Genomic DNA, 24985 nt, shown 5'->3' on the forward strand with positions numbered 1-24985 from the left:
GATCGCCAGCTTCGATAGCCTCGATACTTCATCAATGTCCCCCTTTCGTGCCAAGAAGCAGAACGACGCCGGGCAGGCTAATCCCACCGCATCACATTTGGACACCACCTCTCCGACCAGACCATGCATCGGGCTGCTGAAACTCAGGCTAACGGGTCCGGAGTCACGAAGCAACTGACGTTCAGACGGCGGCAGCGCGGCGACCGGTACGATGCACACCAGGTCGAGCGGCGCGAAGGGGTGGTCGAAGACCGGATCCCCTCCCGGCGGTCAACGTTTATCGACGTCGACCGACACGGTTGACAGGCTCCTTAGTTCGCGTCGCCGTGAGGATCAACGGAGTACTTATCCCCTGCCGTCGGCTCGCCTCGGCGAGGAATGCTGCCAGCCATCCCAGTGCATCCAACGACCACTCCGCCAGGGTGCCGCGAATGTCATCGCCGGTGTTAAACTGACCCGGGATCGCCAAGTAGGAACTGACCCACTCCCCGGCAAATACACCCTCCGAATCCGGCCACGGAGCGGGAGGTGTCCTCGGCAACATGCTGGGAGGTGGGAAGGTGAAACGCTTATACGAGCTTCATGGCGAGGGTCGGTCCATCCGGGAGATCGCGCGAATCCTCGGCATCTCCCGGAACACGGTGCGGCGGTACTTGCGCGCCACCGAGGTGCCCAAGCCGGCACCTCGGGCGGCTCGCGGCTCGAAGCTCGACCCGTACAAAGCGTTTATCCTGCAACGGGTCGCGGAAGGAGTGGAAAATTGCGTCGTCCTTCTCCGCGAGCTGCGGTCCCAGGGTTACGAGGGGGGCTACACCATCCTCAAGGAGTTCGTCCGGCCCCTGCGTCGCCCCCGATCCATCCCTGGCACGGTCCGGTTCGAGACGCAGCCAGGCATGAGGCGCAAGTGGATTGGGGCAGCTGTGCCTATACGCTGCCGGACGGTACGGTCCGGCGAAAGCGGGTCTTCGCGATGGTGCTCAGCTGGTCACGAGCCCTGTACGTCGAGTTTGTCGACCGGGCCGACACCGCGACCTTCATCCGCTGCCATCTGAACGCGTTCCGGTACTTCGGCGGAGTGCCCGAAACGTGCCTGTACGACCGGACCAAGCTGGTGGTGTTGGGGCTGGACGAGAAGGGCGAACCCAAGTGGAATGAACGCTTTCTGGACTTTGCCCTGCAGCTGGGTTTTGGGATCCGGCTCTGCCAGGGCTACCGCCCCCAAACCAAGGGCCGGGTGGAAAGCGGCATCAAGGACGTCAAGGGCAACTTCTGGCCCGCGGTTCGATTCACGGATCTGAATGACCTGAACCGGCAGGCCCTGGCGTGGTGTGATACCGTGGCCAACGTCCACATCCATGGCACCACCCATGAGCGGCCCGTGGACCGGTTGGCGATCGAACGAGGTGCCTTGCGGCCGTTGCCCTCACCGAAGTCGCCTCCCCGCAAGACGGTTACCGGGCTTCATCGGGCCAGTCCCTCCGCCGCTCTGGATAAGAAGGTTTTCACGAAGATTCAAGGATTGAATTGTAAAAGCTTGAACTCATTTTACAAAACGGATGATCTTCTGTCAAGGGATTTTCGGCTCTAAGCTAGGGACTGCTGAACGAACGAAAAACCCTTTACTGAGAAGGATTTCAGCCTCTTGATGGAGAAATCAAGTACAAGGATTTCGTGCTTAATCCCTCAAAATCCATGCACATAGGTGTTGTCTGATGTATGCATCAAGCGAACAACAGATGATTTTGCCGGATGACTTCTTTTTGCCTTTCGGTGGAAAGTTGAATAAAAACAATCGCTGGGTAAAACTCGCGCAAATGATTCCCTGGTGGAAGGTTGAGCAGCACTACGAAAAGCAGTTTCAATCCTCAACGCGTGGCCAGAAGGCATATTCCGTTCGTGTGGCGCTGGGAGCGCTCATTATTCAGGAACGTTTGGGTTTAAGCGACCGGGAAACCGTCCAGCAGATCACAGAGAACCCATACCTTCAGTATTTCCTAGGACTCCCTCATTTTCAGTAGGAGCCACCGTTTCACCCTTCGCTGCTTACGCACTTTCGCAAGCGGTTTGATGCCCATCTTCTCCAGCAAGTCAATGAGTGGATCCTGGAGGAAGAGGAAGCAAAGAGCACCCCAGCCAACGATTCGAACGCCGCTTGTCGTCATGATGATCATGACGATCATGACGATGACGATCACGGCGCTCCTGGTGAACAGATCAAGTCCAGTATCATGTGTAAATTGCCCTCTTCGGCGAATGAAAGGACAGGTCACTCAGGCATTCACAACGTGCAGCATGGCCGGCTCAGTGGATTTCTGTTGTTCCTTCTTCCACTGCCAATACTCATCCATATTCAGGTAGCGGTGCCCAGTGGTCCACGTCTCGTCTATCTCCATGAGTAGCGCTCCAAGCAACCGTATCACGGATTCCCGGTTGGGAAAGATGCGGATGACTCTTTCACGGCGGCGAATCTCCTCGTTGAGTCGTTCCACGCCGTTCGTGGTACGCAAGCGCCGCCGATAGCGATCCGGCAAGACCAGCACGGCCGTGACGTCGTCAAAGCCCTCCTCTAGCACCTTGACGGCCTTGGGTGCCTTCTCAGCGTACTCCTCCACAAATTCATTCATGAGCAGTCGGGCCGTCTTGAGGTCGGGCGCATCAAGAATGGCTCGTACACGCTTGTAGACCTCCTTCTGCAACGCCTTGGGTGTGGCGTCCAAGATATTGCGCATGAAGTGGGTCTGGCACCGTTGCCAGGTGCATCCCTGAAACTCCGTCTGCAGTGCCTTCACCAGCCCGCCATGACTGTCAGACACCACAACGTCAACGCCGCGGAGACCCCGGTTCTTCAGCCAGGCAAAGAACTCCCGCCAGCTGGCCTCCGATTCGCTGTCGCCCAACATCAAGCCAAGAATCTCACGGTACCCTTCTTCGTTGATGCCAACAGCGATCATGGCCGCTCGAGAGCGAACACGCCCTTCCTCCCGAATCCGGAGTACCAAAGCGTCCACCAGCAGGAACGGATAACGATGCTCAGCAAGGCTGCGATTATTCCATCCCTGAACGATGGGATCAAGGCGCTTGCACAGCTCGGAGACCGTGGACTTCGAGAACGTCGTGCCGCACAACTGCTCGGTGACTTTCGCCACGTCCCGGGTGGACACGCCGTTTACCACCATCTCCATCAGGGCGATGATGAACGCTTGTTCGCTGCGCTGGTACCGAGCAAACAGCTCTGTGGAGAACTGGCCATTCCGGACCCTCGGAACCCGCAACACCAGCCGCCCCACACGGGTTGTCAGGGTGCGGGTGACTGTTCCGTTGCGATAGCCTTGGCGTTCTTTCGTGCGCTCGTATGGCGCCGCTTTCAGATGCTCCTGCACTTGCGCTTGGAGGATCTGGTTGACCACACTCTCCACCAGCTTTGCCACGCCTCCATCCCGCTGAAAGAGGCCTTCCAAAATCTCGTCGTCCACGGTAATCTGGTACTGAGCCATCCGGTATCCCTCCTGGTGAAGTGTTTCTTCTCCGTCTCACATTCTACCAAAGAGGGCCGGATGGCTCATTTTATGTTACCTGGACCATCCGTTTTTACACATGATACCGGACACGACTGGTGAACAAGCGTCCTCATGCTCGCCGAACACCCCAGCGAAGTCCACGCATGGAGAACTTGCGTCCAATAAGGGGAAGCTCTTGCTCGACGCCACCTGTGCTCCGGCGGACATCGCCTATCCCACCGATCTCGCTTTGCTCAATGAAGCGCGGGAAAAACTGGAAGCCATGATCGATTGGATGCATCAAGCGAGAGAACCGGGGAAGCGTAAGCCTCGCACGTATCGAGAGAAAGCGCGAAAGGCATACCTTGCGGTGGCCAAAAGGCGTCGCGTAAAGCCGCACACCATGCGCAAGGCGATTGGGCAACAACTGCGTTACGTGAGGCGGGACCTTCGAATCATCGAGACATTGAAGGACGAAATCGGACTGCAGGTGCTCAGTCGGAAACAGTACCGGGACCTGCTCGTCATTCAAGAGCTGTATCGCCAACAAGAAGAGATGTACCGCAAGCGTACCAAACGCATGGACGGTCGCATCGTCAGCATTTCACAGCCCCATGTGCGCCCGATCGTACGGGGCAAGGCACGGGCAAATGTCGAATTTGGCGCCAAGGCAGCCATCAGCATGGTTGATGGCTATGCACGGCTTGAACATCTGGCGTGGAACAACTTTCATGAGGGACATCTCTTGCAGGAAGCAGCGGAGGCCTACCGGAAGCGCTACGGGTATTATCCGGAAGCCATTCTGGCTGACAAGATCTTCCGCACCCGAGAGAACCTCAAGTACTGCAAGGAACGCGGTATTCGCTTAAGTGGGCCGCCTTTGGGCAGGCCTTCACCGGCTTCCCGAAGTGAACAGGCTCAATTTGAAAAGCAGGATACGAGAGAACGCAATACGATTGAAGGAAAGTTTGGCGAGGGCAAGCGCTTTTATGGGCTTGGCCTGGTTCGCACACGCCTTCAAAGAACGAGTGAAACCGTCATCGCGCTCACGCTTTTGGTGATGAACCTGGAGAGGCGACTGCGCCTTCTTTTGTACGCATTTTTAAGATTGTTCTTCAGGCTAGCTCCACCTGTTCAAATAACGACATCATGATTCGTTCAGCAGTCCCTAAGCTAAAAAGTGTGGTTGCTCAAGCAGGAAAAAGGCGGTCAGAGCGCTAATGGGATAGTCACCAACACCACACCCCATCCCAAGGAGGCTCTGACCGCCTATGAAACAGTCTATTGGGCACGCTCTCGGTCTTCAATGGATCATCGATCGCCTTGAGCAAAATGAGCAGAGCGTCGATGTGTATGCCGGGCGGCCGAAAAAGGAAGCGCGCCGTCCCCATTGGCCGGGCCATCCGCCGCTTACGTTCACCGCCGTTCGGCAAAGGGGCGGCGTAAACTGCACACGTGGGTGGATCAAAAGCCGGTCTATCTCTGTCTTCGGCCGCGGCGGTGCCGCTGCCTTCTGCCGGAAGGGGTTTACGGAGAGCCGGAAGCAGCGGATTCAGCGGGTCCTTCCGGAAGCACACGTGGTGGCCGATCCGTTTCACGTGCTTCAGGATGCGGGCCGCCGGGTGGATGAGGCCCGGCGGGTGGAAAGATGCACCGGCCACCGTCTTCCTGCCGGCCGCTTCGCAAAAACGAAGCAGACCTCACCGAGCGTCCGGCGAAAGAGGCGGCCACGACCCGCTGGGCTCCGGAACGGGGCGCAGTTTCACGGGGTCAAGGAAGAGCTGCGAGACCTCTCCCGGGCCGCCTCCCTGGAGGAAGCCAAGGCGATTTTGGACCGGATCCTCTTTGAGGCAGAGGGAGCCAGTGACGCGGCGCTCGTGCCGTGGGGCCGAACGCTCAAGCGCCGGAAGAACGAAATCCTTGCCGATCACCCCTGGCAGACGACGAACGGCGACACCGAGGACGTGCACCCGAAGATCGAACGGCGGAACCGGATCCGTGATGGCTTCATAAATCGCGAAGGGGTTGTCCGGAAGATGCTTTTGGCCTTTATTCCCTTCGCTCATCGGATCGCCTGATCACACTTCTTGACATGGAGCCCCGCCGGTTGCCGGGGCCAGAGCTACATCTCCACCTCTAATTGTTTATCCATTTTCTTTCTCTTCTTCGACTTCAGAGTCTTCAGATCGTGCTTTGACTTCGGATCGCTTTCGATCGCACAGGAAATCCACCAATTATCTCAATATACCCTGGCTTTGGAGCGATTCAATTAACTCCTCGACCATGATCTCATTTTTCGTGCCCAGCGCCTGCATCAATAATGTTAACGCTTCCCGGTATGTCGGCGGTCCCTTCCGGTAAAGGACCGCATCGGAAATCCCGGGGATTGATTTGATTCGCTCGATCGGTTCCTCCTTGATCCGCTCCGTCAGGACATGGAAGACCCAGTTCAGGCGCATGATTTTTTCCTCATCAAAAGCGACGCCGTACCGGATTCGCCAGTCAAAGTAAGCAAACTTCGGATCGGTTACCTTGGCATACGCGAGCTCGATGATCGCCATCCTTAACAATAAGATTTCATCCCTCAGATCCTGAAGTTCTGACTTCAGGCGGCGAATCTCTTCTTCGCACAAGGCGCATTCCTCCCCCTCGCTCAGAGCTAAGACGGGAAACATGAGTGCTTGAGTAGGCGACAACGTTCTGGGAATCTTCCTTGCATTATGGACGAAGCGTGGGCAGGCCGAAGCGTGGGCAAAATCCCGTACGCCGGTGATGGGAAAATTCCCGCCCGCAGATGCCCACGCCGGCAGTAGACAAAATCCCCTTTGCCGGCTAGGATGAACACAGACACCCGAACGAGCCGAATCCCCGCCGGGACCGGACCCCCGACGGCGCTGCCGCCCCCGGGCACCGGCGCAACGAAGCGCAACGATCCGAGACGCCGGACGGCGCCGACGCGTCGCTGCGCCATAGCGCCGGCGACACGAGACGCCAGATAACGCCTAGGCGTCGCCACGCCGAACAGCATCTATGCGGCCGAGTCCGGGTCCCGGCGACAAATCGGACAGGAAGGATGCAAGCGAATGAATGCTTCCCAGAACGCTCCCCAGCATGACGCCATTCCAGACGCCCCTCCGCATCACGCCCCCCAAAACGAGGACGGCATCCATCGGTCGACCGGGCACCCGGCGCACGCCGGCTACGCCGTCCTGCACGACGCGGCCATCGCCGAGCTCGCCGCGGCCGGCATGATCGAGCCGTTTACGCCGGAGCAAGTGCGGGAGGTGGACGGCCGCAAGCTCATCTCCTACGGCCTCTCCAGCTTCGGCTACGACGTCCGCATCGCCGGCGAATTTTACATCTTTGCCTCGCTGGACGCCGCTGTCGTCGATCCGAAGAATTTTCCGTCGTCGGCGATGGTCAAAAAGGAAGTCGGGCCCCACGAAGCCGTCATCATCCCGCCGAACAGCTATGCCCTCGGCCGCTCCCTCGAATACTTCCGCCTGCCGGACGACGTCGTCGGCATCTGCCTCGGCAAATCGACGTACGCCCGCGCCGGCATCATCGTCAACGTCACCCCCCTCGAGCCGGGCTGGGAAGGGCACATCACGATCGAAATCTCGAACGCCACCCCCCTTCCGGCCAAAGTGTACGCCCACGAAGGGATCATGCAGATCATCTTTTTCCGCGGTCCGCGTCCCGGCGTCACCTACGCGGACCGGAGCGGCAAATACCAGCGCCAGCGCGGCGTGACGTTTCCGCGGGTGTGAGCCTGGTCTACATCCCGCACGGCGCGCCGAAGCGGGCCTCGTAAGCCTCATACCGCGCCTCTTCCTCCGGACCGCCTTTTCCATCACCAACCGGCCAAACGCCGAGAGCGCCACCGCCACCAGGATCGGAATACCCCTTTAAACGAAAGCGGACGGCTTTCCGCTTGCGAACGGCGCGCGCCGTGCATCATGAGCGGCGTGAGCACCTCCAGGGGAAACCGTTCCTCGACGACCGCCGGCCGATCCCGGAGAGACGCCCAATCGTACGTCATGCCTCATCCCCCTTCGGATACAGGCGAAACCGCACATGGCGAAATATGCGCTCCGTCACCACGCTCCCGTCCGGTTCGCGCCGTTCCCGCACCTCCCGCCGCGTCGTGGCGTAGATCGGAACGAGCCCGGCCCGGCGCGTTCTCGCCACCAGCCAGACCGTCGCCCCATACTCTCCCTGAATGAGGACGTAATCCCCCGGGTGTCCGGTCTCCTCCATCCAAACCGCAATCGGCCGAAGCCAGTCATCGAGGCGCGAAAGTTCCGGATCGACGTTGGACCAACGGGCCTGAAGGTCCTCCGGGAGCTGAACGAACGTCGTCACGCCGAACCGCTCCTCGGCCTCCCGCTTTTGCTCGGGAAGAAGCGCATGCGACATGACGATCAGAAGCTGTCGGCCCCCGCATTCTCCGGAAGCCGCCGGCCTTCCTTCCGGGGACGCCGGCGGACGTCCCGGCGGCGCCGGCTCACCGGTCATGGACGCAGGGGGGCCCTCCGGTTCCGGGGACGACGCCGGGTGCTTACGGCCCGATGCGCCCGTCGGCTCCCCATCCGGCTCCGCTGCAGGCGTCTTCGGCGACCCGCGCCGCCCCACCCGCTCGATCTCCGGCGCCAGCGTTTCGTCAAGGGTTTTTGCCCAGGTGAGAAGATGCTCGAGCCCGCGGATCAGTTTTTCCGCCTCGGGACGGCTCTTTTTGCGTATACCGGCGTGGTTGAGGCTGTTTCGATAGTCCATTAGTCGACCGTAGCCCTCTTTGATGAGATCCTGATACGGGCGAAGCCGTTCTTCGACGTCCGCCCGAGCCGGGGAAGCGTTTTCCGCCCTGTTTCCTGAAGCGCCACCTTCCGGCTCAGCAACCTTGCCAAATCTCACCATACTGGACAACACCGGTCCGACGACTTGTTCACGAGCCACTTCGTCGTCCGGATCGATGCCGGTCGCATGCGCCGCCAGAGTGATCACCCCTTCCCGCAAAAACGTATACGCCTGCTGGATCATCCCGTGCTCCCGGCTCCACCGGGCGGCGTCCAGCTGCACATGGGCCGGATCGACAAACCGTCCCTCAAACTTTTCCTTCACCTTTCCGAGCAGCGGGTTTAAAAGCGGTAAAAAGGAGATCGTCTGCGCTTCCGCTTCCCGGAGCGCTTCCCTCACCCGGTTCGCCAGATCGATGAGCTCAGGCGCCCGACACGTGCGCATCGCGTCGGTGAAGGATTTCAACGCGTCGACGAGCCGCTGATGGGCTATGAGCGCCTTCCCGTCTTCCTCCCTCCCGGACCGATCGGCGATGTCCCTTCTTTTGCCGGCGGTAAAATAACGGCGCCGGGCGTCACGGACGATCGCCTCCAGCGCGTCGGCGTTTCCGGAACGTAAAAAATCCTCGGTTGCCATCGCCCAGTCGAGGAGTGTGACAAACGGCATGAGGTCAATGATTGGATTTTCTTGCTCGGGACCGTTAAATTTTCCGTAATAAATCCCTTCGATGAACACATCTTTCAAAAAACGCGCATACTGAACAACGGAAAAAACAAAAAAGGGGAGAGAACGAAAAGCGTGAGTAATATCAAAAATAACTCTATCGCCCTGATGAATTTTTTCCAGGACTATCTTGTAAATCTCCCACAGAGAGGGTTCATCGTCACCGTCTGGGATCGGGATTAAGCGAACATTTCGGTCCATCGTATGCCCGCGTCCAAGTTCAGCCAGCGCCCGCCGAAGTTGAGCCTCCAGTTTGTCATCGCCGATCCAGTTCGTCTTATACGCGCCATCCGTGACCAGCACGATCAACCGGTCGTCCGGGTCAAAATCCGTAAGCAAAAATTCATAAAAGGCCACCTGGACATACGAAGTGCTCCGGCTCCTCTGACCCCGAAAGCGATAATGAGCAGCTTGATACGGGTTTGTCCCCAAAAACGAAATCAACTTCCGCGCCACCGCGCCTCCTCCCTTTCGCCCCCGTCCTTTACCCTACAAGAAAAACGCCGTTTCCGCCTTCTCCCGCCCGAGCTTTCGCCGGCGGACGTCCCCGGCGGACCGCAAAACGTAGAAAAGGAGCGCATCCTCTTCCGGATCGATGATCTTCTTCAGCTCGTCTTGCAGCCGCTCGAACTGCGCCGCCGTAAGCTCCCCTTCGAGCACCGAATTCTGCACCCACGTCAGATACCGCCGGGCCGTTTTCAGCACCCGAGCCACCCGATCGACGTGCACGTCGTAGACGAAGATGACGTAGATCCGTTTTCCCTCCTTCCTGTGCCGTCCGGGACGGTTCCCGCGGTCCTTTGCCTTTAGGCGTTCATCCTCGCCTCGGCCCGTCTGTGCTTCACCGCACCTCGTCACCCGTTTCGCCCCAGCGAGCAGAACCATGGGAACGCGTCCGCTCATCAAGCGGGCTCGGCCGCTCACCACCGGGCCCGAAAGGGAACGTATTCGGCATCCCCCAGAAAATGTTTTTCGAGCTTATACAGCTCCAGCCGCAAAAGGCGACGATAGCTGACATTGCGTTTTAACGGGCGGTGATGAAACGTCGCTTTCATCCGCTCCTCCCACGCCTGAAGCACAATCTTTCGCCCTTCTTCGGTGAGATAAATCCCACCGAGCGTGGCGGTGAAGTGCTTCGGCTGAATCTGCTTCTTCTGCACGAGACGGATGACGAGACGATCGGCGAGGATCGGTTTGAACACCTCCGCCACGTCCAGGTGAAGCGTAAACCGCCGGAAATTCGTCTCATGCAAATAGCCAATGCGCGGATCGAGATGAGTTTTGTAAATTTCCGACAGGATCGCCGTGTACAGAAGCGTATTGGCAAACGAAAGGAGCGCGTTCAAGGCATTGTGCGGCGGACGACGACTCCGGCGAACGAAGGCGAACTCGGTTCCGTCGAGGATCGCATCCATGGCGCGATAATAGGCTTCCCACGCCTGCCCCTCGGCCTGCATGAGCTGCGGAACGCGGGTGAGCTCCTCCAGGCGCGCCTGGTGCCCCGCGATCTCTTCGGCCAGCGGCTCGATCGCCGAATGCCCGCGCCGAATGTAATACCGGAGAACCTGTTGCAGATGAAAGAGGCTCCCTGCGACGAACTTGCGGGCGAGCGCAAGGCGCCGCTCATCATCGAGATAATGCATCACCTGCCGCAGCAGCAGATGGCCGGAGCTATAATGCTCTCGGGGATAATACGTCCCGACGTAATGGCCGTAACGATTGAAAAAGTGGATCGGGATGAGGTGCTGCGTCATAAACTCCAAAAACCGCTTGTTCAGCTCCACCTCACCGAAAATGAAGATGTCCTGGATCCGCTCGATCGGCACATAGCGCGGCCGGTCGTCTCCTTCCCGGTCAAAACGAAGCGTCCGGTCTTTTCGGCTTAAGCGGCCGCTTCCGGTGATGTACAGCGTCTCCTTCACCGGCCCCACCCTCGTCGTCCAACCCGTTTTTCCTTACGCTTCTTGAACCTCCGGCGCCGGATCCTCCGTCTCCGGTGCCGGATGCTCGGGCTCATCCACCCAGCAAAATTCCAGAAAAGCGCACGATCGACAGGATGGGATCCAGGCCGCCGGGGGCGGGCTCGGCCGCGCCAGCACCTCGCCAAGCGCGCGGATCGAGGCGAGCAAATGGGCCTCCCCTTCTCCATCCAGGAAGACGTCGAGCCGTTTCCGTTCCTTCGGCACCCGGATCTCGCCGCGGGCCGAGATTCCGTGTTCCTTCAGCCGCCAGAGGTAAAACAGAACCTGCAGGCGCGCGCCTTTGACCATCCGGGAGGATTTTTTAACCTCAACGACGATGACGGCATCGCCGTCCGTGTCGAGCACGTCGATCTTGGCACCGGGCAGGCTCACTTCCCGCGCCCCTTTCCGCGGATAAGCCGTCTTTGCGATCCAGCGGCCGAGGCTCAGATTCCCGTGATCACGATCCGGCGTGATCTGCCGCGAATAAAGCCAAGCCGACCGGGAACAGACCACCCAATGATAAAGAAGCGAACCGGTCAGCGGCGTGACTTCGGAATAGGGTTCATGCATCATCCTCTACCTCAGGAGTTTTAAGCTTTTGACCCCAACCATGTCTCAACCGTGGTGATTAGCGAACGGGATGCCCGGTTTTGTTTCGTTCCGAGGCCAACGTCGGCACCACGCAGCCGAATCCCTGTGAATTTTTGGAACCCAACCCGGCGCTTAACGCCAGTTCCAGCAGCTTGGGATCGCCCGTCAACCGATACGTCCCCAACCATCCCTTGATGATCGTCCCCCGGAAACGGACGATTTTTTGGTCTTCCTTGTGGCTAGGGAAGCAGGAACGGGGAAAGCTAGCCACGGCCTAGGTTCGAAAGAATCTACAAACCGTCGGTACGGGGCCGGGGGGAGCGGCCGCGTTTTTGGTTGTTCTATTCGTTTGGACGTCAGACCTCGTCGGGCGAAGAAGGTCGATCCAATGGACTTAATTCACCAGCCTTTTAGTGCAAGCCCTCGGCCAGCAGGTCGAGCACCCACACGCCGCCTTCCTCGTGCAGGAAGATGCGTTTGTCGGCAAAGGCATAGACTTCGTGGGTAGACGGAGGGAGCGGGTTTCCCTTCAACTGCTTAAATGTGTGGGAGCTTACATGTTCTTGGCGATTACTGACCAGATACCGCACAAAGGCATCGATCGCCTCGTTGATGTACCGCATCTCCCGCTGGCCTTCGTGGGGGCGGGCGGATTCGACAAACTTGCTCCCGTACCGCACGTGCGGTGAAGGCGAAGGCAAAAGCTCCTTCTGATAAAAGCGCGCCTTCGTCCCTTGCCACACCATTTTCCCCCACACCGACAGCGTAACCGTCCCGTCGTCTCGGCGCTGGAGCAAAGCCTCGGGCAGGCCGTGCGCCTCGCCAGCCGGCACTGCCTCCTGAAGCTCGGCCATCCGCCGCACCAAGGGCACATGGGCTTCCAGTGAACGCTCCGGCTCCCACTGCACCGGCAGGCGCGGGATGCGCAAGAGTTCCTTGCTGCCCTCAAAGATGTTAACGATTTCGTCGGCCATCACCATGCCGATGGTGCTCAGCACAAGCAGTGTAGCCTTAAACCCGCCGGTGGTGTTGAACACCACGGTGTACCCGCTCTCCTTATAGGGACGAAGGGTCTCCTCCACCCACTTCAAAAGGTGCCCGACCGAATCCTGAAAAACGCTGGCGTTCTTTGTGCTCAGGCCAGGTACCTCAACGGCCTCGACCTGCGCAAACCCTTGATCCTCCAACCAAAGCTTGAGAATTTTCGTGCACAACCTTCCCTGGTAAGTATCGGAATGGAGCATAAAGTGCACGTCGCGCTTGGCCTCGCTGGTCGGCGTTCCGCCATAGTACCCCAGCAGCCCGTTCAATTCGGCGCTCAGGTCGCGCACGTCGCTATAGCTGCGCGCTGCCAGATAGCCGAGGGCCTCGTGGGCCAGCTGTTCCAGCTTTTCCTGCTCCTCTTTCGTCAGCTCCCCTTCGCGGCGGTTGGCCAACTGCGTAAGCCATTCCTGCTCATCGGGTTTCACGGCACGTAGCACGCTCGTCCCCACCGTCGTCACCATCACGCGCATGGCGCATCCTCCTTCGCCATTCGAACATTCATGCCGCCTGCTCCAACCCGCGGCGATTCAGCAAGCCCCAGTGAGTGAGTGCCGATTCGGCTATCCATCTGGTACACGTGCACGCGCACGTCGTTGCCCAGCTCTGCACCCACCATGGCCGCCAGCGGCACCGGGCCGCGGAAGAACAAATGGATCAAGTCATAGCCTTGCTAGGCAAAATAGGCCCGGGCTCGGCGCAATTTGTCGAGGACCTCGTCGGCCTCGTGCGGCGCATGCGCATTCGTTTTGATGCGGACAGCACCCTGATCGCTCAGTCGGCCGACGGCGCAGCTCCTCAAGGTTAATCAAGGTGGATGATTTTGGTTGTTCGGTCAATGGCCAGTTACAGGGTTTCACAATCCATCACGCATTTCCCCTACGCCTCTTCGACGGGGCGGCAGAGGGAGGCGTAGCCGTAACCGACGGCCGTCTTGGCCCCGATGCCAAAAAGTTTCAGAGCCTCGATCAACAGGGCGCCCGCCTCTCCCAAGAGGTGCGCCGCCTTCTTTTCCTCCACTTCTGGGGAAACTCCAATGGCCACGCGAAAGGTTGGCTGCTCCACCGTCACAAAAAAGACCGGAACGGGGTTGTGGAAATCAACCGGGGGCTCTCCTCTCATGTAATAGGGCCCATAATGCGAGTTCATCACGTCCATGCGTAACGTGGGCGCTTTGAGCGGGAAAGCGTCGAAAAACACCACCTGTCCCCGCTTGCGGATCGTTCCGAAGAGGGCTTGGTAGGTTTCGTCCTGGGCCGCCGCCTGTTTGTCGCCGCCAAAACACTGGTCGACGATATAGTGGGCCAGCGTGCCCTTCACTGATGAGGAAGGAAGATAGGGAAGGCCATAAACCGGATGGAGGGTAAGGCCTGTCTCGTACACGCTGGATCCGCCCAACCCGACGACCAACCGTCCGGCAAAGGTGACGTCATAGGCGCGCAGCCAATACCCCGCATCACGCAGGGCAGCCCAGTGGCGCTCGGCCCACTGGCTCACCTGGTGTTCGTCGAAGAGCCTGCCATTTTTTTTGTGCACCGCATCCTCAAAGGCGCGCACCTCAAATTTCCCGTCAACAAAGTTGGCCGCCTTGTGGAACAGGAGGTACGCGTTGTCAATCTCCGGATTGAGTTCCTTCACGCGTTTGGGAAGATAAGTGTTCTCGATGGAGAAGGAGACCTTATTCTTCTCTCCCGGCTTCCCAGTTACGTGGCGTGCGGCGCCCGCTTTGCCCCTTCGCCCGTCTCCGCTACGTCCCCTGCCACTGCCGTACTGCACCGCTGTCCCTCCTTTCTTCTCTGCCGCTTTAAGCTTCGGAGGTCATCCTCTCGCCATCCTCACCGTCCACCATCTCAGCGCCGCGCGGGTTTAAGCCCTCCGCAAACCGGCGCAGCCACTGCAAAAAGGAGAGCACCTCCTGCGTGGCCAGGCGATAGGACCGCGGGTCAAGAGATACGATGGCCTCCGTCAGCCGATCTGGCCCATTCACATCCTCTCTGTTCTCCTTCAGCTGGTCGTACGCCTTGCGCAGGATTTCGCGCAAGATGCTGTGCTCTTCCAGCCATTGGCGCACGTGGGTGTACAACAGTCCGTAGGCCTCCGCGTCGGCGCCGCGCTTTTCGGCCCCAAACTTGGCCTTGGCAAAAACGAAGGCCAGCGCCGCCCCCAGGCCGTTGGTCTGGATCAGCGAGGGCAATCGTCGCACATAGGACACGTACTTGTCGCTCTCTTTCCCTTGCTTTGCGAAGTCAAACGCCACTTTCGCCCGGTGCAGGGCCACCTGTTGCGCTCCCACCTTTGCCACCGGCCTGTTCCTCCTCTCGCCAAAGAATTTGCGTCCGCACCAGCCCTTTGCCCAGCGTGGCATTGCCGCCTAGCTGAAACACCTTGGGCAAGTGCGCCACAAAGGTCTTCATCACGCTCACCGCATCGGAAAGCGAACGCTCCTCAATAAAGGGAGGCGCCGCCATTACAAGGCTATATAGCACGCTTTCCGTGGGTAGGTATTCTTCGGTAAACAGGCCTCCCCGCTGGACCGTCCCCTTCTGGTTGTCAATGCGCACCCGCGTCACCACTTCTGTCTGGAAGGTGACGAGGTCACGGAAGGTGTCGTTGTCCACGACGACAAGGCGCTGGGCGATCGCCTCCTTGCGAGCCTCGTCGGGCATCACCCATTCCCGCAGCCACGAGGCCCACTTGTCAACGGCGGGATCGGAAACGACGCTAACGGCATACTCGTCGAGGACGACCATCTTGTTCTCATGCACCAAGATGCTCGAGGAGGTCACCGTTCCCGCCTTGGGAATAGAGGGCAGCGCCTGCAGCGCACGATTGGCGTTCTGTTCCGCCGCCCACGCCAAGTCACGGTACAGGCGCGCCAGCACATCGGGACAGGTGACCCAGGCAAACACCCCCTTCATCGAACGCATTGGGAACAAGAGCATTCGCGCGTCGGTAAAGCCGAGAGCACCCATGTGCGCCGTGCTGTCTGACACCTCTTCAGGGCCAAACAGCACATTTACCTGAGCTTCCGGCATCTGTTTGACAGCGGCAAACTGTTCGCGCAAGCTCCCTTTCAGCCCCGAGGCCTCCACCTTGGGGAACGACGTAACGCGTTCGCGCTGGATGGGCAGGTCGACGATGCCCAAATCCTGACCCGCTCCGGCATGCAACGGCGTCTCGCAGGTCAAAAAGAGCGGCGCGACCAATCGGTACATCCGCTTTCCTCCTTTGACGTTTCGTTCGACATGGATTCTTAGCTGGGTTCGCGAGCCACCACCGCCAAGCCAAACCCTTCCTCCTGGCGGAAGTCGGAGAGGGAAACGCAGTGGAACGCCTTGACCACATCGGTGGAAGTCGCTGGAGGCTGGGCGGAAAAATAATACACCGAACCGGCCGGCACGGCGCGCCACATCGGCTTGGGGCGGCCCTTGGACATGTCGAAGCCGCCTACATTCACGTAGCGTCCTACCGCAGCGGCCAACAGCTCCACCGTCACCCCACGGAAGGTCCCCACGTAGCCCTTCTCGGCCTCGACGCGCAGCCAACCGGGATGCCACCCGTTAGCAAAGAGTGCCGGGGTCAGGAGGACCACCTTGAACGCCCGCGGGTCGACCTCGGGCGCCGGCCACGCCGTCGGTTCCTCGTGGGTGAAGGCGGCAGTCCGCCCTTCTCCCCCCAGGCGCAACACGCCCCTCTCGGGAAGGACAAAGGGCGCATTGCTCGGCGCGCTGTTGTCCGCCTCGTAATCCACCACCAGCGACACATCCGGGTGCAACCGTACCATTCCCGCGCGGTACAGCATGCCCTCCCGCACGTGGCCGGTCGCCGGCGAGCGCCCGATTCCCACCTTGTATTCCGTCACCACGAGTGACGGAGAACGGGACGAACGAAGCCGAACCGGAACCGGCCCCCGACGGCTCGCTCCGGTCAGGTACTTGGCAAAGTCGGTTGCCGTGCACAGCCCCTGCTCCACGGACTCCACGCGCCGGTCATCCGAAAAGGGCGAGACGAGCACCTGGGGCAGCGGGTAGTTGGATATCCCCTCCACACGTCTGCGTGCAAGGATCACCGTCGGCGCTTCGTCCTTCTGGCCCTTCTCTCGCACTTCCCTTACGCAATCCAGAGGCAGAGGGACGAGCAACTCGTTCCCCCGGCTCAGATACAGGCCGCGCAGACGTAACACCGCCGTGGGATCGATACCCTTTTGCCCCCAGGCATTCGTCTTCTTCAGGCGCGCAAACAGCAGGGGATGGTGGGCGAAAAACAGCGTCCGCAGTGCACCATACACCACCCCGGGCGACGGGGGGAACTGGCTGGTGGCCACATGATCGCTGCCCATCGTAAAGGGTTTGCCGTCGCGGAAAAACAAAGGGTCCAACGCCGCGATGCGCATCCGCTTAGTCATGCCCATCGTCCCATTTCTCCTTTAAAAATACGAGAATGTTGAGCAGATCGATGAAGGTGCGCCAGTCGCCGCCCCGCGTGGCATCACCGGAGCTTGCCTTCTTCTTGCCGCGGCAGAACCGATGCAGCACGCGAAGGTCCTCCACCAACGCCTGCACCCAGGCCTCGCGTGTGTCGCGGTTGTTCGTCTGCGCGGCGCGGCGTGCCACCCGGGCCAGCTCGATCCAGGCCATCTCCTGCAGAGCGTGATCCTCCATGGATCCACCCGTTTCGGCCGCCCCCAGAATCGACGCCATCCAGCCGGCAAAGGCGCGCACCCACCGCGTGCTGAAGCGCTTCTGCCGCCAATGGGCGTCCACCTTGGCGATAGCGCCTCCCAGGCCGCCGCCCTGGCCGTCCTCCCACGCCAGCACCGCCTCGACGGCTTCGCCGCTCCGCTTCAGTACGGCCACGCCCAAGGCGTTGCGCCCGCTCTCCTTCGCCTCCTTCTCCACACGCCGCGCGATTTCCAGAACATGGGAGAGCGGATCCTTGTAGTGGGCGATCACCAATCCGGCAGAAAAGGTCAGCCGTTCCGCGGTCACTTCCTCCAGGTTGACCTGTTTCGCAAACTCGGTCCGCAATTCTTGGGCCGTTTCAAACACCCGGTCAAGCGCCAAAAAGGCCAACAGGTCGTCGCCGCCGGCGTAGACGACCTTGCCCTTAGGAGGATGTAGATATTTGCGCACCCAGACAGCGTATTCCCCTAGATTGTTGCTGAGGAGGTCGTGAAAGCGGGGCAGAGGCATGTGCGCGGGCTTAAAGCGCCCCGCAAACCAGTCGCCCATCCGATCACCGTCAAACACCATCAGGGCGTAGTAGGGCACCAGGGGGAGCGGCTCCTTCGGCTTTAGTCCCATGCGCCGCTTGAGCCGACTAAAGACGTTCCTATAGACTCTCTCGGTGGCTTGGTCCTCAGTGAAGGGTGTCAATAGCGGATTAAAACTCCCCAAAAAAATCGCGTTCGATTCCCCACAAACAGCGGATTCAGTTCCCCAAAATCATCGCGCATCATTCCCCAGACGTATGTTCGATCTACGCGGTCACCTCCTCCTTCAGCGCATGGGTCACCCCGGCGCGCAGCTTGTCCTTCATCCGGTAGCTGTTGCCGCGGATGTTGATGGTGGTGGCGTGGTGCAGGAGCCGGTCGAGCAAGGCAGAGGCCAGCACCTGGTCACCGAAGAGTGTCCCCCAGTTGGTGAAGCTGGTGTTGGACGTGATGATCAGGGAGCCATGCTCGTAGCGCTCCGACACGAGCCGGAAGAAGTTCGCGGCGTCCAAGGCGTCAAGCGGCAAGTAGCCGACTTCGTCGCAGATCAGCAGCTTCGGCTGGGTGTAGATGCGCAGGCGCTTGTCCAGCCGTCCCTCTTGGTACGCCCGTCGCAAGTCAGCGACCAGCTTCTGCATGGTCACGAAGTAGACGCTCATGCGCTGTCGAATCGCCTCCATCCCCAGGGCCACCGCAAGGTGGGTCTTGCCCACCCCCGGCGGTCCCAGGAAGATGACGTTGCTGCCCTCCCGGATGAACGTCAAGCCGGCCAGTTCGCGTATTTGTCGCTCATCGACGGACGGCTGGAACGAGAAATCGAAATCTGCAAGGGTCTTGTGATACGGGAAGTTGGCCATGCGGAGTCTGGCGTGCATGTAACGGCTGTATCGCTCCTCCTGCTCAGCATCCAGCAGTCTGTGCAGGAACTCCGCATAGGTCGCCTGGTGCCCCGCTGCCCACTCCACGCACGCCGGCAGCACCGCCGCGGCGCGCTTCAATCCCAGCTCCAGCAGCTGCTCCTCGGCCTTGGCCAAAACCAACGCCTCACTCATTGCCCCTGACCTCCCATCGCGATCTGCTCATAGACGGACAGCTCCCGCTGCTCCACGTCCGGCCCGATTTGCAACCCTGGCACCTTGCCTCGATCCGGATGAGGCGTCCCAGCCGGGATGCCCTTGAAGTGCTCAGGGTCGGTTGAGACCTGGTGCCTGCCTGTGAGCACGCGGTGTTCGGCAATGACCTGCCCGCCGTACTCGATCTGCAGGCGGCCTGACTCAAACTCCCGGACCAGCACGGTGTGCCCCACATACCGCCATGGAACGGTGTACATGTTCGTGTTCCAGGAGATGCGACAATCGCTCATGACCTTGCGCATATCGGCGTACGCCAGCGTGTACCGGCTCTTAGGCAGGGGCTTAAGCGTCTCGGCCTGAAACCGCACCACCGGCTGCTCCCGCGTCGTGCCGTGGATGCGCACATTAGCCACCGTATCCCGCCAGATGGCACCTTGCCGGTTCAGGTCGTCATGGTCCACGAACGAAACCGGCCAGAAGCTGGACCGGATATACCCGATGGGCCGTTCAATCTTCCCTTTGGTGCGACTTCGGTAGGGCTTACAGGCCTTGGGCACGAATCCGTAGTACTTGGCGAAGTCCATGTACGCCGGCTGCCAGTCGACGTGTCCATGACCGTCGTTGGCCACGACCAGCGGGGAGCAGTTGTCGCTGAGCATGACCTTTGGAACCCCGCCGAAGAACTCCAGCGCGTTCCGGAGCGCCTGGAGGATATGCCGTTGGTCCGCCGCTCTGATAAACTCCAGGTAGAGCATGCGGGAGTAGGCGAGGACCATGGCAAAGCACCATACCTTGCGCCGATGGCCCTGCGGATCCAGGTAGGGGAATGCGCCCAGGTCGATTTGCGCTTGTTCCCCCGGAGCCGTCTCAAACCGCACGGTTGCCTTGGCAGAGACAACCGGGCGGAGAGGGTGCATGAACTCGCGCAGTACGGTAATTCCGCCGGTATATCCCTGCTCCCGGATCTCGCGAAAGATTCGCTCCGCATTGAGGACGCCGATACGCATGCGCTGCTCCACATAGGCCTTGTACGGCTCCAGCTTGTGGCCTTTCACCCTACGGCTGCGCGACTTCACCCTCCCCTCCTCCTGCTGCCTCGGCTCACTCACAGCCTTGCGGATGGTTTTGCGGTCATGGCCGTATCTTCTGGCCAGTTCCGAGATGCTGACGCCCTCCTCATACAGCTTCCTGATCTCCATCTTCTCACTCTCCCTCATCACCGGCACCTCCCCAAAAGTGATGGCAGGTGCCATAGTTCGACACAGGGGTGGGGAATTCATCCCGATGATTTTGAGGAAATCATGCCGGTGATTTTGGGGAATCTTTATCCGCTGCTATTGGGGATTTTACATCCGATGTTGACAAGGGACGTCCCTCGTTGAGGGCAAACAGGTATTGCGGTTCGAGGTCTTTCTCCGACAGCCCTTCTTCCCGGAGAGCGGAGTCCAGCTCCTCCTTCAGCGGATAGAGGGCGACGTGGGCCGTCGACGGAAAACCTTCCTCGTAATCCGGAATCTTCTTACGCAGGTACTCCCCGGCCACTCGCTTGACCATGCCCACGCCCCCCAAGGCCTCCCCTTCGGCCAAATAGTGCAAATTCACATGGTGCACTGCCACCGGGGTCGGCTCCGTCTGTCGGACCAGGTAGGGCACGGCATCCTTCTGGGAGGGACGATAAAAAAGCACGTTCTCCTCGCCAGTCATGGCGCATTTTCGCCCCGCTTCCGGGGGGCGAATTGGCGCAAAGGCGCGCAGGTTCTTGAGGGCAGCAAAGTGCTGCTCGGCCCTGCGGTATTCATCCTCAAAAGTCTCGGCTTGTCCAGAATAGGGAAAGAACAGCCAATGGATTTGAAAGTACCGCTGCAGCTGCTCCTTGAATAGCTCGCGCTGCTTGGCGTGCTCCCTCGACAGAAGCTCCAATTTGTCGGCCGCCTCCGTCCCGATGGCCAACCATTCGGCACGCACTCGCTCCTCCACAAATCGCCCTGCGCGGCGCAGCGTCTCCTCGCTGCCCTCCACCTCAGCCATAAAGCGGTTGGGCTTGGAGGCCACCTTCTCGCTGGGGAAGAGGATGCGCACGAAAGCGAGCGCTCCCGCCTCATCCCTGTCTTGCGCGCACAGGCTCTTCAACGCTTTCATGCCCACTTCACACAGGTAGGAGAGGATGAGGCTGGCGTTGTAGAGGTCTTGCGTTTTGCGCGTGCTGGCGATGAACCCCTGCACGGGCGTGAGGGTGAAAAGAAAGATGGCCTTGAACGTCTCGGCGTCCTTCACCGGCGGATCCCTCCACTGAGAACGTCCAAGATGAAGGCTTTGGTGGTGTCTTGAGCCATTTTCAGCTTCCGGTGCTGCGCCAAAAAATCCTTTACCGCCGGCGGGAAAACGCTCTTCAACCGTACCACGACCGGCCGAAGCGTCTTGCGATCGGGGCGATCGGCGACGAGAGCCAACGTCGTCACTAATGGCGAAGCTAAACGGGCTTGCTTCTGTTTTTTCAACTTCTCCATCAAATTCTGAAGGTCCGGATCTGCGCCGGCCAGCGCGGCGGTGTATCCGGTGTACAGGGAGTTGTGATCGCTTGAAAGGTAGCTGATCCTGGCCAACCATTTCTGCACGGCCTGCGGATCCAGCGGCAAAGGATCGCCGAGGTACACCTCCCGGACGTAGGGGAACGGCAGGGCCGGATTCTCCTTCCGAAGGACAATGCGCTTTACCGTCACCTGTCGATACTCGTTCCGGACAGCGTCCTTAACCTCGAGCACCGCTGTCTCCACGGCGAAGATCGGATCGCTCGCCTCGCTCGTCCCGCTGGCCCTGTTCAGCCAATCGCAGATCTCCTCAAGCCCCCTTGGCGGCGGATCCAGGTGCAAGCTGCCAAAGCCGCGCCTCCCACGGACGCCCAGCCCGCCGAGGAAAAGCGCGGTGCGCAAAATGTGCAGGTATTCCTCGAGCTGGCCCGTCGGCGCCGTGACACGCACGACAAAAGGCGTTCTAAAGGGGGGGAAGTACGCCGTTTTCCCCTTCTCTTTGTGGGGCAGTAGAAACACCTGCGACGCCCCCACCGGCACCGTCGGCGTGGTGCACACGAGGGCCATTCGCATCGGCGACTTCCCTGTCCCCGCGGCGCCAAAAAGCGCCCCTTCCCGTTCGCGGATCGCTTCGACGCTTGTTTGATGCCCCTGCAGGGCACGCCACCAGAAGCGCAGCATCCCCTTCAGGCTGGGAATGCGCATCTCCACGTGATCGAACGTGCTCATCCGCCGCACCACCAGCGGAGAGAGCACGCACAGCTTCACCTCTTTCGTCTCCCACCGCTTGCGATTGCTCAGCCGTTGCACGGTCTCCCACCTCCGAAAACCGCAATTTACCCTTATTCCTTTTTCAATCCCTCATAGGTAGGCTGTAAACCTGATGCCGGCGGCATGTTCTTTACACCGCGAAACAGGCGGACCCGACCACGAAAACAGCCAAAAACCGCTTGTTCAGCTCCACTTCACCGAAAATGAAGATGTCCTGGATCCGCTCGATCGGCACATAGCGCGGCCGATCGTCTCCTTCCCGGTCAAAGCGAAGCGTCCGGTCTTTTCGGCTTAAGCGGCCGCTTCCGGTGATGTACAGCGTCTCCTTCACCGGCCCCACCCTCGTCGTCCAACCCGTTTTTCCTTACGCTTCTTGAACCTCCGGCGCCGGATCCTCCGTCTCCGGTGCCGGATGCTCGGGCTCATCCACCCAGCAAAATTCCAGAAAAGCGCACGATCGACAGGATGGGATCCAGGCCGCCGGGGGCGGGCTCGGCCGCGCCAGCACCTCGCCAAGCGTGCGGATCGAGGCGAGCAAATGGGCCTCCCCTTCTCCATCCAGGAAGACGTCGAGCCGCTTCCGTTCCTTCGGCACCCGGATCTCGCCGCGGGCCGAGATTCCGTGCTCCTTCAGCCGCCAGAGGTAAAACAGAACCTGCAGGCGCGCACCTTTGACCATCCGGGAGGATTTTTTAACCTCGACGACGATGACGGCATCCCCGTCTGTGTCGAGCACGTCGATCTTGGCACCGGGCAGGCTCACTTCCCGCGCCCCTTTCCGCGGATAAGCCGTCTTCGCGATCCAGCGGCCGAGGCTCAGGTCTCCGTGATCCTGATCCGGTGTGATCTGCCGCGAATAAAGCCAAGCCGACCGGGAACAGACCACCCAATGATAAAGAAGCGAACCGGTCAGCGGCGTGACTTCGGAATAGGGTTCATGCATCATCCTCTACCTCAGGAGTTTTAAGCTTTTGACCTCAACCATGTCTCAACCGTGGTGATTAGCGAACGGGATGCCCGGTTTTGTTTCGTTCCGAGGCCAACGTCGGCACCACGCAGCCGAATCCCTGTGAATTTTTGGAACCCAATCCGGCGCTTAACGCCAGTTCCAGCAGCTTGGGATCGCCCGTCAACCGATACGTCCCCAACCATCCCTTGATGATCGTCCCCCGAAAACGGACGATTTTTTGGTCTTCCTTGTGGACATAAATCGGTTCAACTTGAAATGATGGATCTTCCGGCGGCCGCGCAAAAACGAGGATATATTTTTTGATCAAGTTGTGTCGAACCAGCGCCTCAAAGCGAGATTCGAAGGGGGAGTAGTAATACGTGTACGGTCTTCCCGACGACTCTAGACGGCTATACACCGTAATCGGCGAGATGGCACGAACGGTGATCGAGCGATCGGCGACGACGGTCGATACCGCTTCAACGGTCTCTACGACCGCGTTTTGGCCGTTGATGTGAATCTCCGGTCGTTTCAAAAGCCCTGCGGCCAACTCGTGAACGAGCCTTTCAATCGGAGAAGCGATCACCATTCGAAAAGGAGGATGAAAAACAATCCCCTTTTTGTCCTCACGGACGGATATCTTTCCCATCAATCTGGAAAAAACAAACAGCTTAAACGGCCGCTTTTCGAAAATGAATCCATGATCATGCAAATAGGCGCGCAAACCGGGATGATCGATCCAACGATAGATGATGGCTTGAAGGATATGGTTATGTTCAAAAGGCAGTTGAATCGGCTCTCGTGCCGTTAACTTCAACTTCAATTGCATCTTCAGCATCCTTTCATCGGCAATCGAACTCAACGTATAGCTTTAATTTCCTCCCGGTCATAAACACCTCCAAAAGATGAAGCTGAAGATAAAGCCGGATTGAGTTCGATGCAGATATCCATCTAATTGAAGATATCCGTCTGATCATAGTAGTTCTTCGCAAGCAAGAAAAATCCTGCCGACAACGATCTAAATTTGTCAATACGGTCACGCATTTTATTCTTTATATTTTCTTAAAGCACAAATTAATGTCGTTATTATAACCGCGCTTGCTAAAACTAAAATTGAAACATATTCAAATTTTAAAATCATCGCATAGGTAAGCTGCAAACGCTTTTTTTACCTGGCGAACGAACTCTTGAGCATAGGACGTCAACATCGAGACAAATGGGAACATGCTGGATTTCAATCCCTCATAGCTAGGCTGCAAACCACTCAACATCAAGCAGTTCCGGCCGGCGCGGCAAAGTTTCAATCCCTCATAGGTAGGCTGCAAACCGTACACGACGCGATGGCGCGCGTCGATTACCGGCATGTTTCAATCCCTCATAGGTAGGCTGCAAACGTTCTTCTTTGCCCAACGGCGACAAATCAATTTCAAGTTTCAATCCCTCATAGGTAGGCTGCAAACACAGGTTTTATGTCTACAATGAATTCGACAGAGCGATGTTTCAATCCCTCATAGGTAGGCTGCAAACGCTCGTACTGTGATTTCCCGCCTCGCGGTGGCGGGGTTTCAATCCCTCATAGGTAGGCTGCAAACTTTTGAACGTTACGCCGACAACGCCCAGATTAGAGAGTTTCAATCCCTCATAGGTAGGCTGCAACTCGTCTACGACATGGCACGCCGCGGAGAGATACCGCAGTTTCAATCCCTCATAGGTAGGCTGCAAACACGCCGTCTCCTTCGCAGCCTGGGCGACGGCGACGTGTTTCAATCCCTCATAGGTAGGCTGCAAACTTCATCAATGTTAACAATAAATCTGTCAAAGATAAGGTTTCAATCCCTC

At 59.1% G+C, this 24985-nt stretch carries 25 protein-coding genes, 3 pseudogenes and 1 CRISPR repeat array (1 of these 29 cut by a window edge); of the genes and pseudogenes, 7 read left to right on the forward strand and 21 right to left on the reverse strand.

Annotated elements, in window-relative coordinates; all coding sequences use genetic code 11:
• Window positions 1-542: 542 nt before the first annotated feature.
• The 3 genes and pseudogenes from K2M58_RS13005 to K2M58_RS09150 form a co-directional block, all read left to right on the forward strand.
• Window positions 543-659: pseudogene (locus K2M58_RS13005) on the forward strand (helix-turn-helix domain-containing protein); the annotation flags it as partial.
• Window positions 660-760: 101 nt separating this feature from the next.
• The gene (istA, locus tag K2M58_RS13010; protein ID WP_354667512.1) at window positions 761-1588 is read left to right on the forward strand and encodes an IS21 family transposase; all 828 of its coding nucleotides are present in this window, start codon (window positions 761-763) and stop codon (window positions 1586-1588) included.
• A gap of 124 nt (window positions 1589-1712) precedes the next feature.
• Window positions 1713-2015: pseudogene (locus K2M58_RS09150) on the forward strand (transposase); the annotation flags it as partial.
• A 255-nt stretch (window positions 2016-2270) separates the two neighbouring features.
• Here the strand turns inward: K2M58_RS09150 and K2M58_RS09155 are convergent.
• A complete protein-coding gene (locus K2M58_RS09155) occupies window positions 2271-3494 on the reverse strand; it encodes an IS256 family transposase (RefSeq protein WP_220676936.1) in 1224 nt (407 codons plus the stop codon).
• Window positions 3495-3678: 184 nt separating this feature from the next.
• Between K2M58_RS09155 and K2M58_RS09160 the strand changes: the two are divergent.
• Both K2M58_RS09160 and K2M58_RS09165 read left to right on the forward strand, forming a co-directional pair.
• Window positions 3679-4650, forward strand: a pseudogene (locus K2M58_RS09160) (transposase); the annotation flags it as partial.
• Window positions 4651-4768: 118 nt separating this feature from the next.
• Window positions 4769-5575, forward strand: coding sequence for a transposase (locus K2M58_RS09165; RefSeq protein WP_220677309.1), 807 nt, complete (start codon window positions 4769-4771; stop codon window positions 5573-5575).
• A 156-nt stretch (window positions 5576-5731) separates the two neighbouring features.
• Here K2M58_RS09165 and K2M58_RS09170 read toward each other — a convergent pair whose 3' ends face one another.
• Window positions 5732-6130, reverse strand: coding sequence for a hypothetical protein (locus K2M58_RS09170; RefSeq protein WP_220677310.1), 399 nt, complete (start codon window positions 6128-6130; stop codon window positions 5732-5734).
• A gap of 615 nt (window positions 6131-6745) precedes the next feature.
• On the opposite strand from K2M58_RS09170, the gene dcd reads away from it, so the two are divergent.
• Window positions 6746-7267: a dCTP deaminase gene (gene dcd, locus K2M58_RS09175; RefSeq protein ID WP_066199107.1), complete on the forward strand. Its 522-nt coding sequence runs from the start codon at window positions 6746-6748 to the stop codon at window positions 7265-7267.
• 83 nt (window positions 7268-7350) lie between these two features.
• Here the strand turns inward: dcd and K2M58_RS09180 are convergent, their stop codons facing one another.
• The 7 genes from K2M58_RS09180 to K2M58_RS09210 all read right to left on the reverse strand — a co-directional run bounded on the left by K2M58_RS09180 (window position 7351) and on the right by K2M58_RS09210 (window position 13086).
• Complete coding sequence (locus K2M58_RS09180) at window positions 7351-7539, reverse strand: hypothetical protein (RefSeq protein WP_220677311.1); 189 nt, start codon at window positions 7537-7539, stop codon at window positions 7351-7353.
• The gene (gene csx20, locus K2M58_RS09185; protein WP_220677312.1) at window positions 7536-9473 is read right to left on the reverse strand and encodes a CRISPR-associated protein Csx20; all 1938 of its coding nucleotides are present in this window, start codon (window positions 9471-9473) and stop codon (window positions 7536-7538) included. Before csx20 ends, K2M58_RS09180 begins: the two co-directional genes overlap by 4 nt.
• 33 nt (window positions 9474-9506) lie before the next feature.
• A complete protein-coding gene (gene cas2 / locus K2M58_RS09190; RefSeq protein WP_252393438.1) occupies window positions 9507-9875 on the reverse strand; it encodes a CRISPR-associated endonuclease Cas2 in 369 nt (122 codons plus the stop codon).
• Window positions 9876-9937: 62 nt separating this feature from the next.
• On the reverse strand, window positions 9938-10939 hold the full coding sequence (cas1b, locus tag K2M58_RS09195) for a type I-B CRISPR-associated endonuclease Cas1b (protein ID WP_220678875.1): 1002 nt from the start codon (window positions 10937-10939) through the stop codon (window positions 9938-9940).
• A 33-nt stretch (window positions 10940-10972) separates the two neighbouring features.
• Window positions 10973-11551, reverse strand: a complete 579-nt coding sequence (locus K2M58_RS09200) for a CRISPR-associated protein Cas4 (RefSeq protein ID WP_220677313.1) — start codon at window positions 11549-11551, stop codon at window positions 10973-10975.
• Window positions 11552-11609: 58 nt separating this feature from the next.
• The gene (locus K2M58_RS13015) at window positions 11610-11843 is read right to left on the reverse strand and encodes a CRISPR-associated endoribonuclease Cas6 (protein ID WP_220677314.1); all 234 of its coding nucleotides are present in this window, start codon (window positions 11841-11843) and stop codon (window positions 11610-11612) included.
• A gap of 139 nt (window positions 11844-11982) precedes the next feature.
• Window positions 11983-13086, reverse strand: a complete 1104-nt coding sequence (locus K2M58_RS09210; RefSeq protein WP_220677315.1) for a putative CRISPR-associated protein — start codon at window positions 13084-13086, stop codon at window positions 11983-11985.
• 74 nt (window positions 13087-13160) lie between these two features.
• Here K2M58_RS09210 and K2M58_RS09215 point away from each other — a divergent pair, with 74 nt between their 5' ends.
• Window positions 13161-13421: a hypothetical protein gene (locus K2M58_RS09215; protein ID WP_220677316.1), complete on the forward strand. Its 261-nt coding sequence runs from the start codon at window positions 13161-13163 to the stop codon at window positions 13419-13421.
• A gap of 71 nt (window positions 13422-13492) precedes the next feature.
• Here K2M58_RS09215 and cmr6 read toward each other — a convergent pair whose 3' ends face one another.
• From cmr6 to cas6, 12 genes are all read right to left on the reverse strand, one after another.
• Window positions 13493-14389, reverse strand: a complete 897-nt coding sequence (gene cmr6 / locus K2M58_RS09220) for a type III-B CRISPR module RAMP protein Cmr6 (protein ID WP_220677317.1) — start codon at window positions 14387-14389, stop codon at window positions 13493-13495.
• 28 nt (window positions 14390-14417) lie between these two features.
• Window positions 14418-14915 carry a type III-B CRISPR module-associated protein Cmr5 gene (cmr5, locus tag K2M58_RS09225; RefSeq protein ID WP_220677318.1) on the reverse strand — a complete coding sequence of 166 codons (498 nt, stop codon included), beginning with the start codon at window positions 14913-14915 and terminating at the stop codon, window positions 14418-14420.
• Window positions 14860-15828, reverse strand: coding sequence for a type III-B CRISPR module RAMP protein Cmr4 (cmr4, locus tag K2M58_RS09230; protein ID WP_220677319.1), 969 nt, complete (start codon window positions 15826-15828; stop codon window positions 14860-14862). Before cmr4 ends, cmr5 begins: the two co-directional genes overlap by 56 nt.
• Window positions 15829-15866: 38 nt before the next feature.
• Entirely contained in the window at window positions 15867-17024 is a 1158-nt protein-coding gene (gene cmr3, locus K2M58_RS09235) for a type III-B CRISPR module-associated protein Cmr3 (protein WP_220677320.1), read from the reverse strand.
• Complete coding sequence (gene cas10, locus K2M58_RS09240; protein ID WP_289628243.1) at window positions 17011-17916, reverse strand: type III-B CRISPR-associated protein Cas10/Cmr2; 906 nt, start codon at window positions 17914-17916, stop codon at window positions 17011-17013. The genes cmr3 and cas10 overlap by 14 nt, the downstream gene beginning before the upstream one ends.
• A 175-nt stretch (window positions 17917-18091) precedes the next feature.
• Window positions 18092-18877 (reverse strand): IS21-like element helper ATPase IstB, encoded by a 786-nt coding sequence (istB, locus tag K2M58_RS09245; RefSeq protein ID WP_220676869.1) that lies wholly within the window; start codon window positions 18875-18877, stop codon window positions 18092-18094.
• The gene (gene istA / locus K2M58_RS09250; protein WP_252393391.1) at window positions 18874-20151 is read right to left on the reverse strand and encodes an IS21 family transposase; all 1278 of its coding nucleotides are present in this window, start codon (window positions 20149-20151) and stop codon (window positions 18874-18876) included. The genes istB and istA (K2M58_RS09250) overlap by 4 nt, the downstream gene beginning before the upstream one ends.
• A 46-nt stretch (window positions 20152-20197) precedes the next feature.
• Window positions 20198-21172 carry a type III-B CRISPR-associated protein Cas10/Cmr2 gene (locus K2M58_RS09255; RefSeq protein ID WP_220677322.1) on the reverse strand — a complete coding sequence of 325 codons (975 nt, stop codon included), beginning with the start codon at window positions 21170-21172 and terminating at the stop codon, window positions 20198-20200.
• A complete protein-coding gene (locus tag K2M58_RS09260; RefSeq protein WP_220677323.1) occupies window positions 21169-22236 on the reverse strand; it encodes an RAMP superfamily CRISPR-associated protein in 1068 nt (355 codons plus the stop codon). The genes K2M58_RS09255 and K2M58_RS09260 overlap by 4 nt, the downstream gene beginning before the upstream one ends.
• Before the next feature lie 91 nt (window positions 22237-22327).
• Window positions 22328-22537 carry a CRISPR-associated endonuclease Cas1 gene (locus tag K2M58_RS09265; protein WP_220677324.1) on the reverse strand — a complete coding sequence of 70 codons (210 nt, stop codon included), beginning with the start codon at window positions 22535-22537 and terminating at the stop codon, window positions 22328-22330.
• Window positions 22538-22561: 24 nt separating this feature from the next.
• Window positions 22562-23140: a CRISPR-associated protein Cas4 gene (locus K2M58_RS09270; RefSeq protein ID WP_220677325.1), complete on the reverse strand. Its 579-nt coding sequence runs from the start codon at window positions 23138-23140 to the stop codon at window positions 22562-22564.
• A 58-nt stretch (window positions 23141-23198) separates the two neighbouring features.
• Window positions 23199-23975: a CRISPR-associated endoribonuclease Cas6 gene (gene cas6, locus K2M58_RS09275; RefSeq protein ID WP_220677326.1), complete on the reverse strand. Its 777-nt coding sequence runs from the start codon at window positions 23973-23975 to the stop codon at window positions 23199-23201.
• 402 nt (window positions 23976-24377) lie between these two features.
• A CRISPR array of direct repeats spans window positions 24378-24985; the repeat unit is 30 nt; unit sequence GTTTCAATCCCTCATAGGTAGGCTGCAAAC; it runs 5190 nt beyond the window's last position.

The sequence above is a fragment of the Hydrogenibacillus sp. N12 genome (assembly GCF_019645935.1).
GTDB lineage: Bacteria > Bacillota > Bacilli > Thermicanales > DSM-22653 > Hydrogenibacillus > Hydrogenibacillus schlegelii.

What these genes read in the sequence shown, in the direction of transcription:
- istB (WP_220676869.1), bottom strand. Translation starts at nt 18,877, where the DNA reads ATGAGTGAGGCGTTGGTTTTGGCCAAGGCCGAGGAGCAGCTGCTGGAG.
- K2M58_RS09270 (WP_220677325.1), bottom strand. Translation starts at nt 23,140, where the DNA reads ATGCATGAACCCTATTCCGAAGTCACGCCGCTGACCGGTTCGCTTCTT.
- cmr3 (WP_220677320.1), bottom strand. Translation starts at nt 17,024, where the DNA reads ATGGGCATGACTAAGCGGATGCGCATCGCGGCGTTGGACCCTTTGTTT.
- K2M58_RS09155 (WP_220676936.1), bottom strand. Translation starts at nt 3,494, where the DNA reads ATGGCTCAGTACCAGATTACCGTGGACGACGAGATTTTGGAAGGCCTC.
- istA (WP_252393391.1), bottom strand. Translation starts at nt 20,151, where the DNA reads ATGGCACCTGCCATCACTTTTGGGGAGGTGCCGGTGATGAGGGAGAGT.
- cmr4 (WP_220677319.1), bottom strand. Translation starts at nt 15,828, where the DNA reads ATGTACCGATTGGTCGCGCCGCTCTTTTTGACCTGCGAGACGCCGTTG.
- dcd (WP_066199107.1), top strand. Translation starts at nt 6,746, where the DNA reads ATGATCGAGCCGTTTACGCCGGAGCAAGTGCGGGAGGTGGACGGCCGC.
- cas6 (WP_220677326.1), bottom strand. Translation starts at nt 23,975, where the DNA reads ATGCAATTGAAGTTGAAGTTAACGGCACGAGAGCCGATTCAACTGCCT.
- K2M58_RS09210 (WP_220677315.1), bottom strand. Translation starts at nt 13,086, where the DNA reads ATGCGCGTGATGGTGACGACGGTGGGGACGAGCGTGCTACGTGCCGTG.
- K2M58_RS09200 (WP_220677313.1), bottom strand. Translation starts at nt 11,551, where the DNA reads ATGCATGAACCCTATTCCGAAGTCACGCCGCTGACCGGTTCGCTTCTT.
- cas10 (WP_289628243.1), bottom strand. Translation starts at nt 17,916, where the DNA reads ATGGGACTAAAGCCGAAGGAGCCGCTCCCCCTGGTGCCCTACTACGCC.
- K2M58_RS09180 (WP_220677311.1), bottom strand. Translation starts at nt 7,539, where the DNA reads ATGACGTACGATTGGGCGTCTCTCCGGGATCGGCCGGCGGTCGTCGAG.
- K2M58_RS09165 (WP_220677309.1), top strand. Translation starts at nt 4,769, where the DNA reads ATGAAACAGTCTATTGGGCACGCTCTCGGTCTTCAATGGATCATCGAT.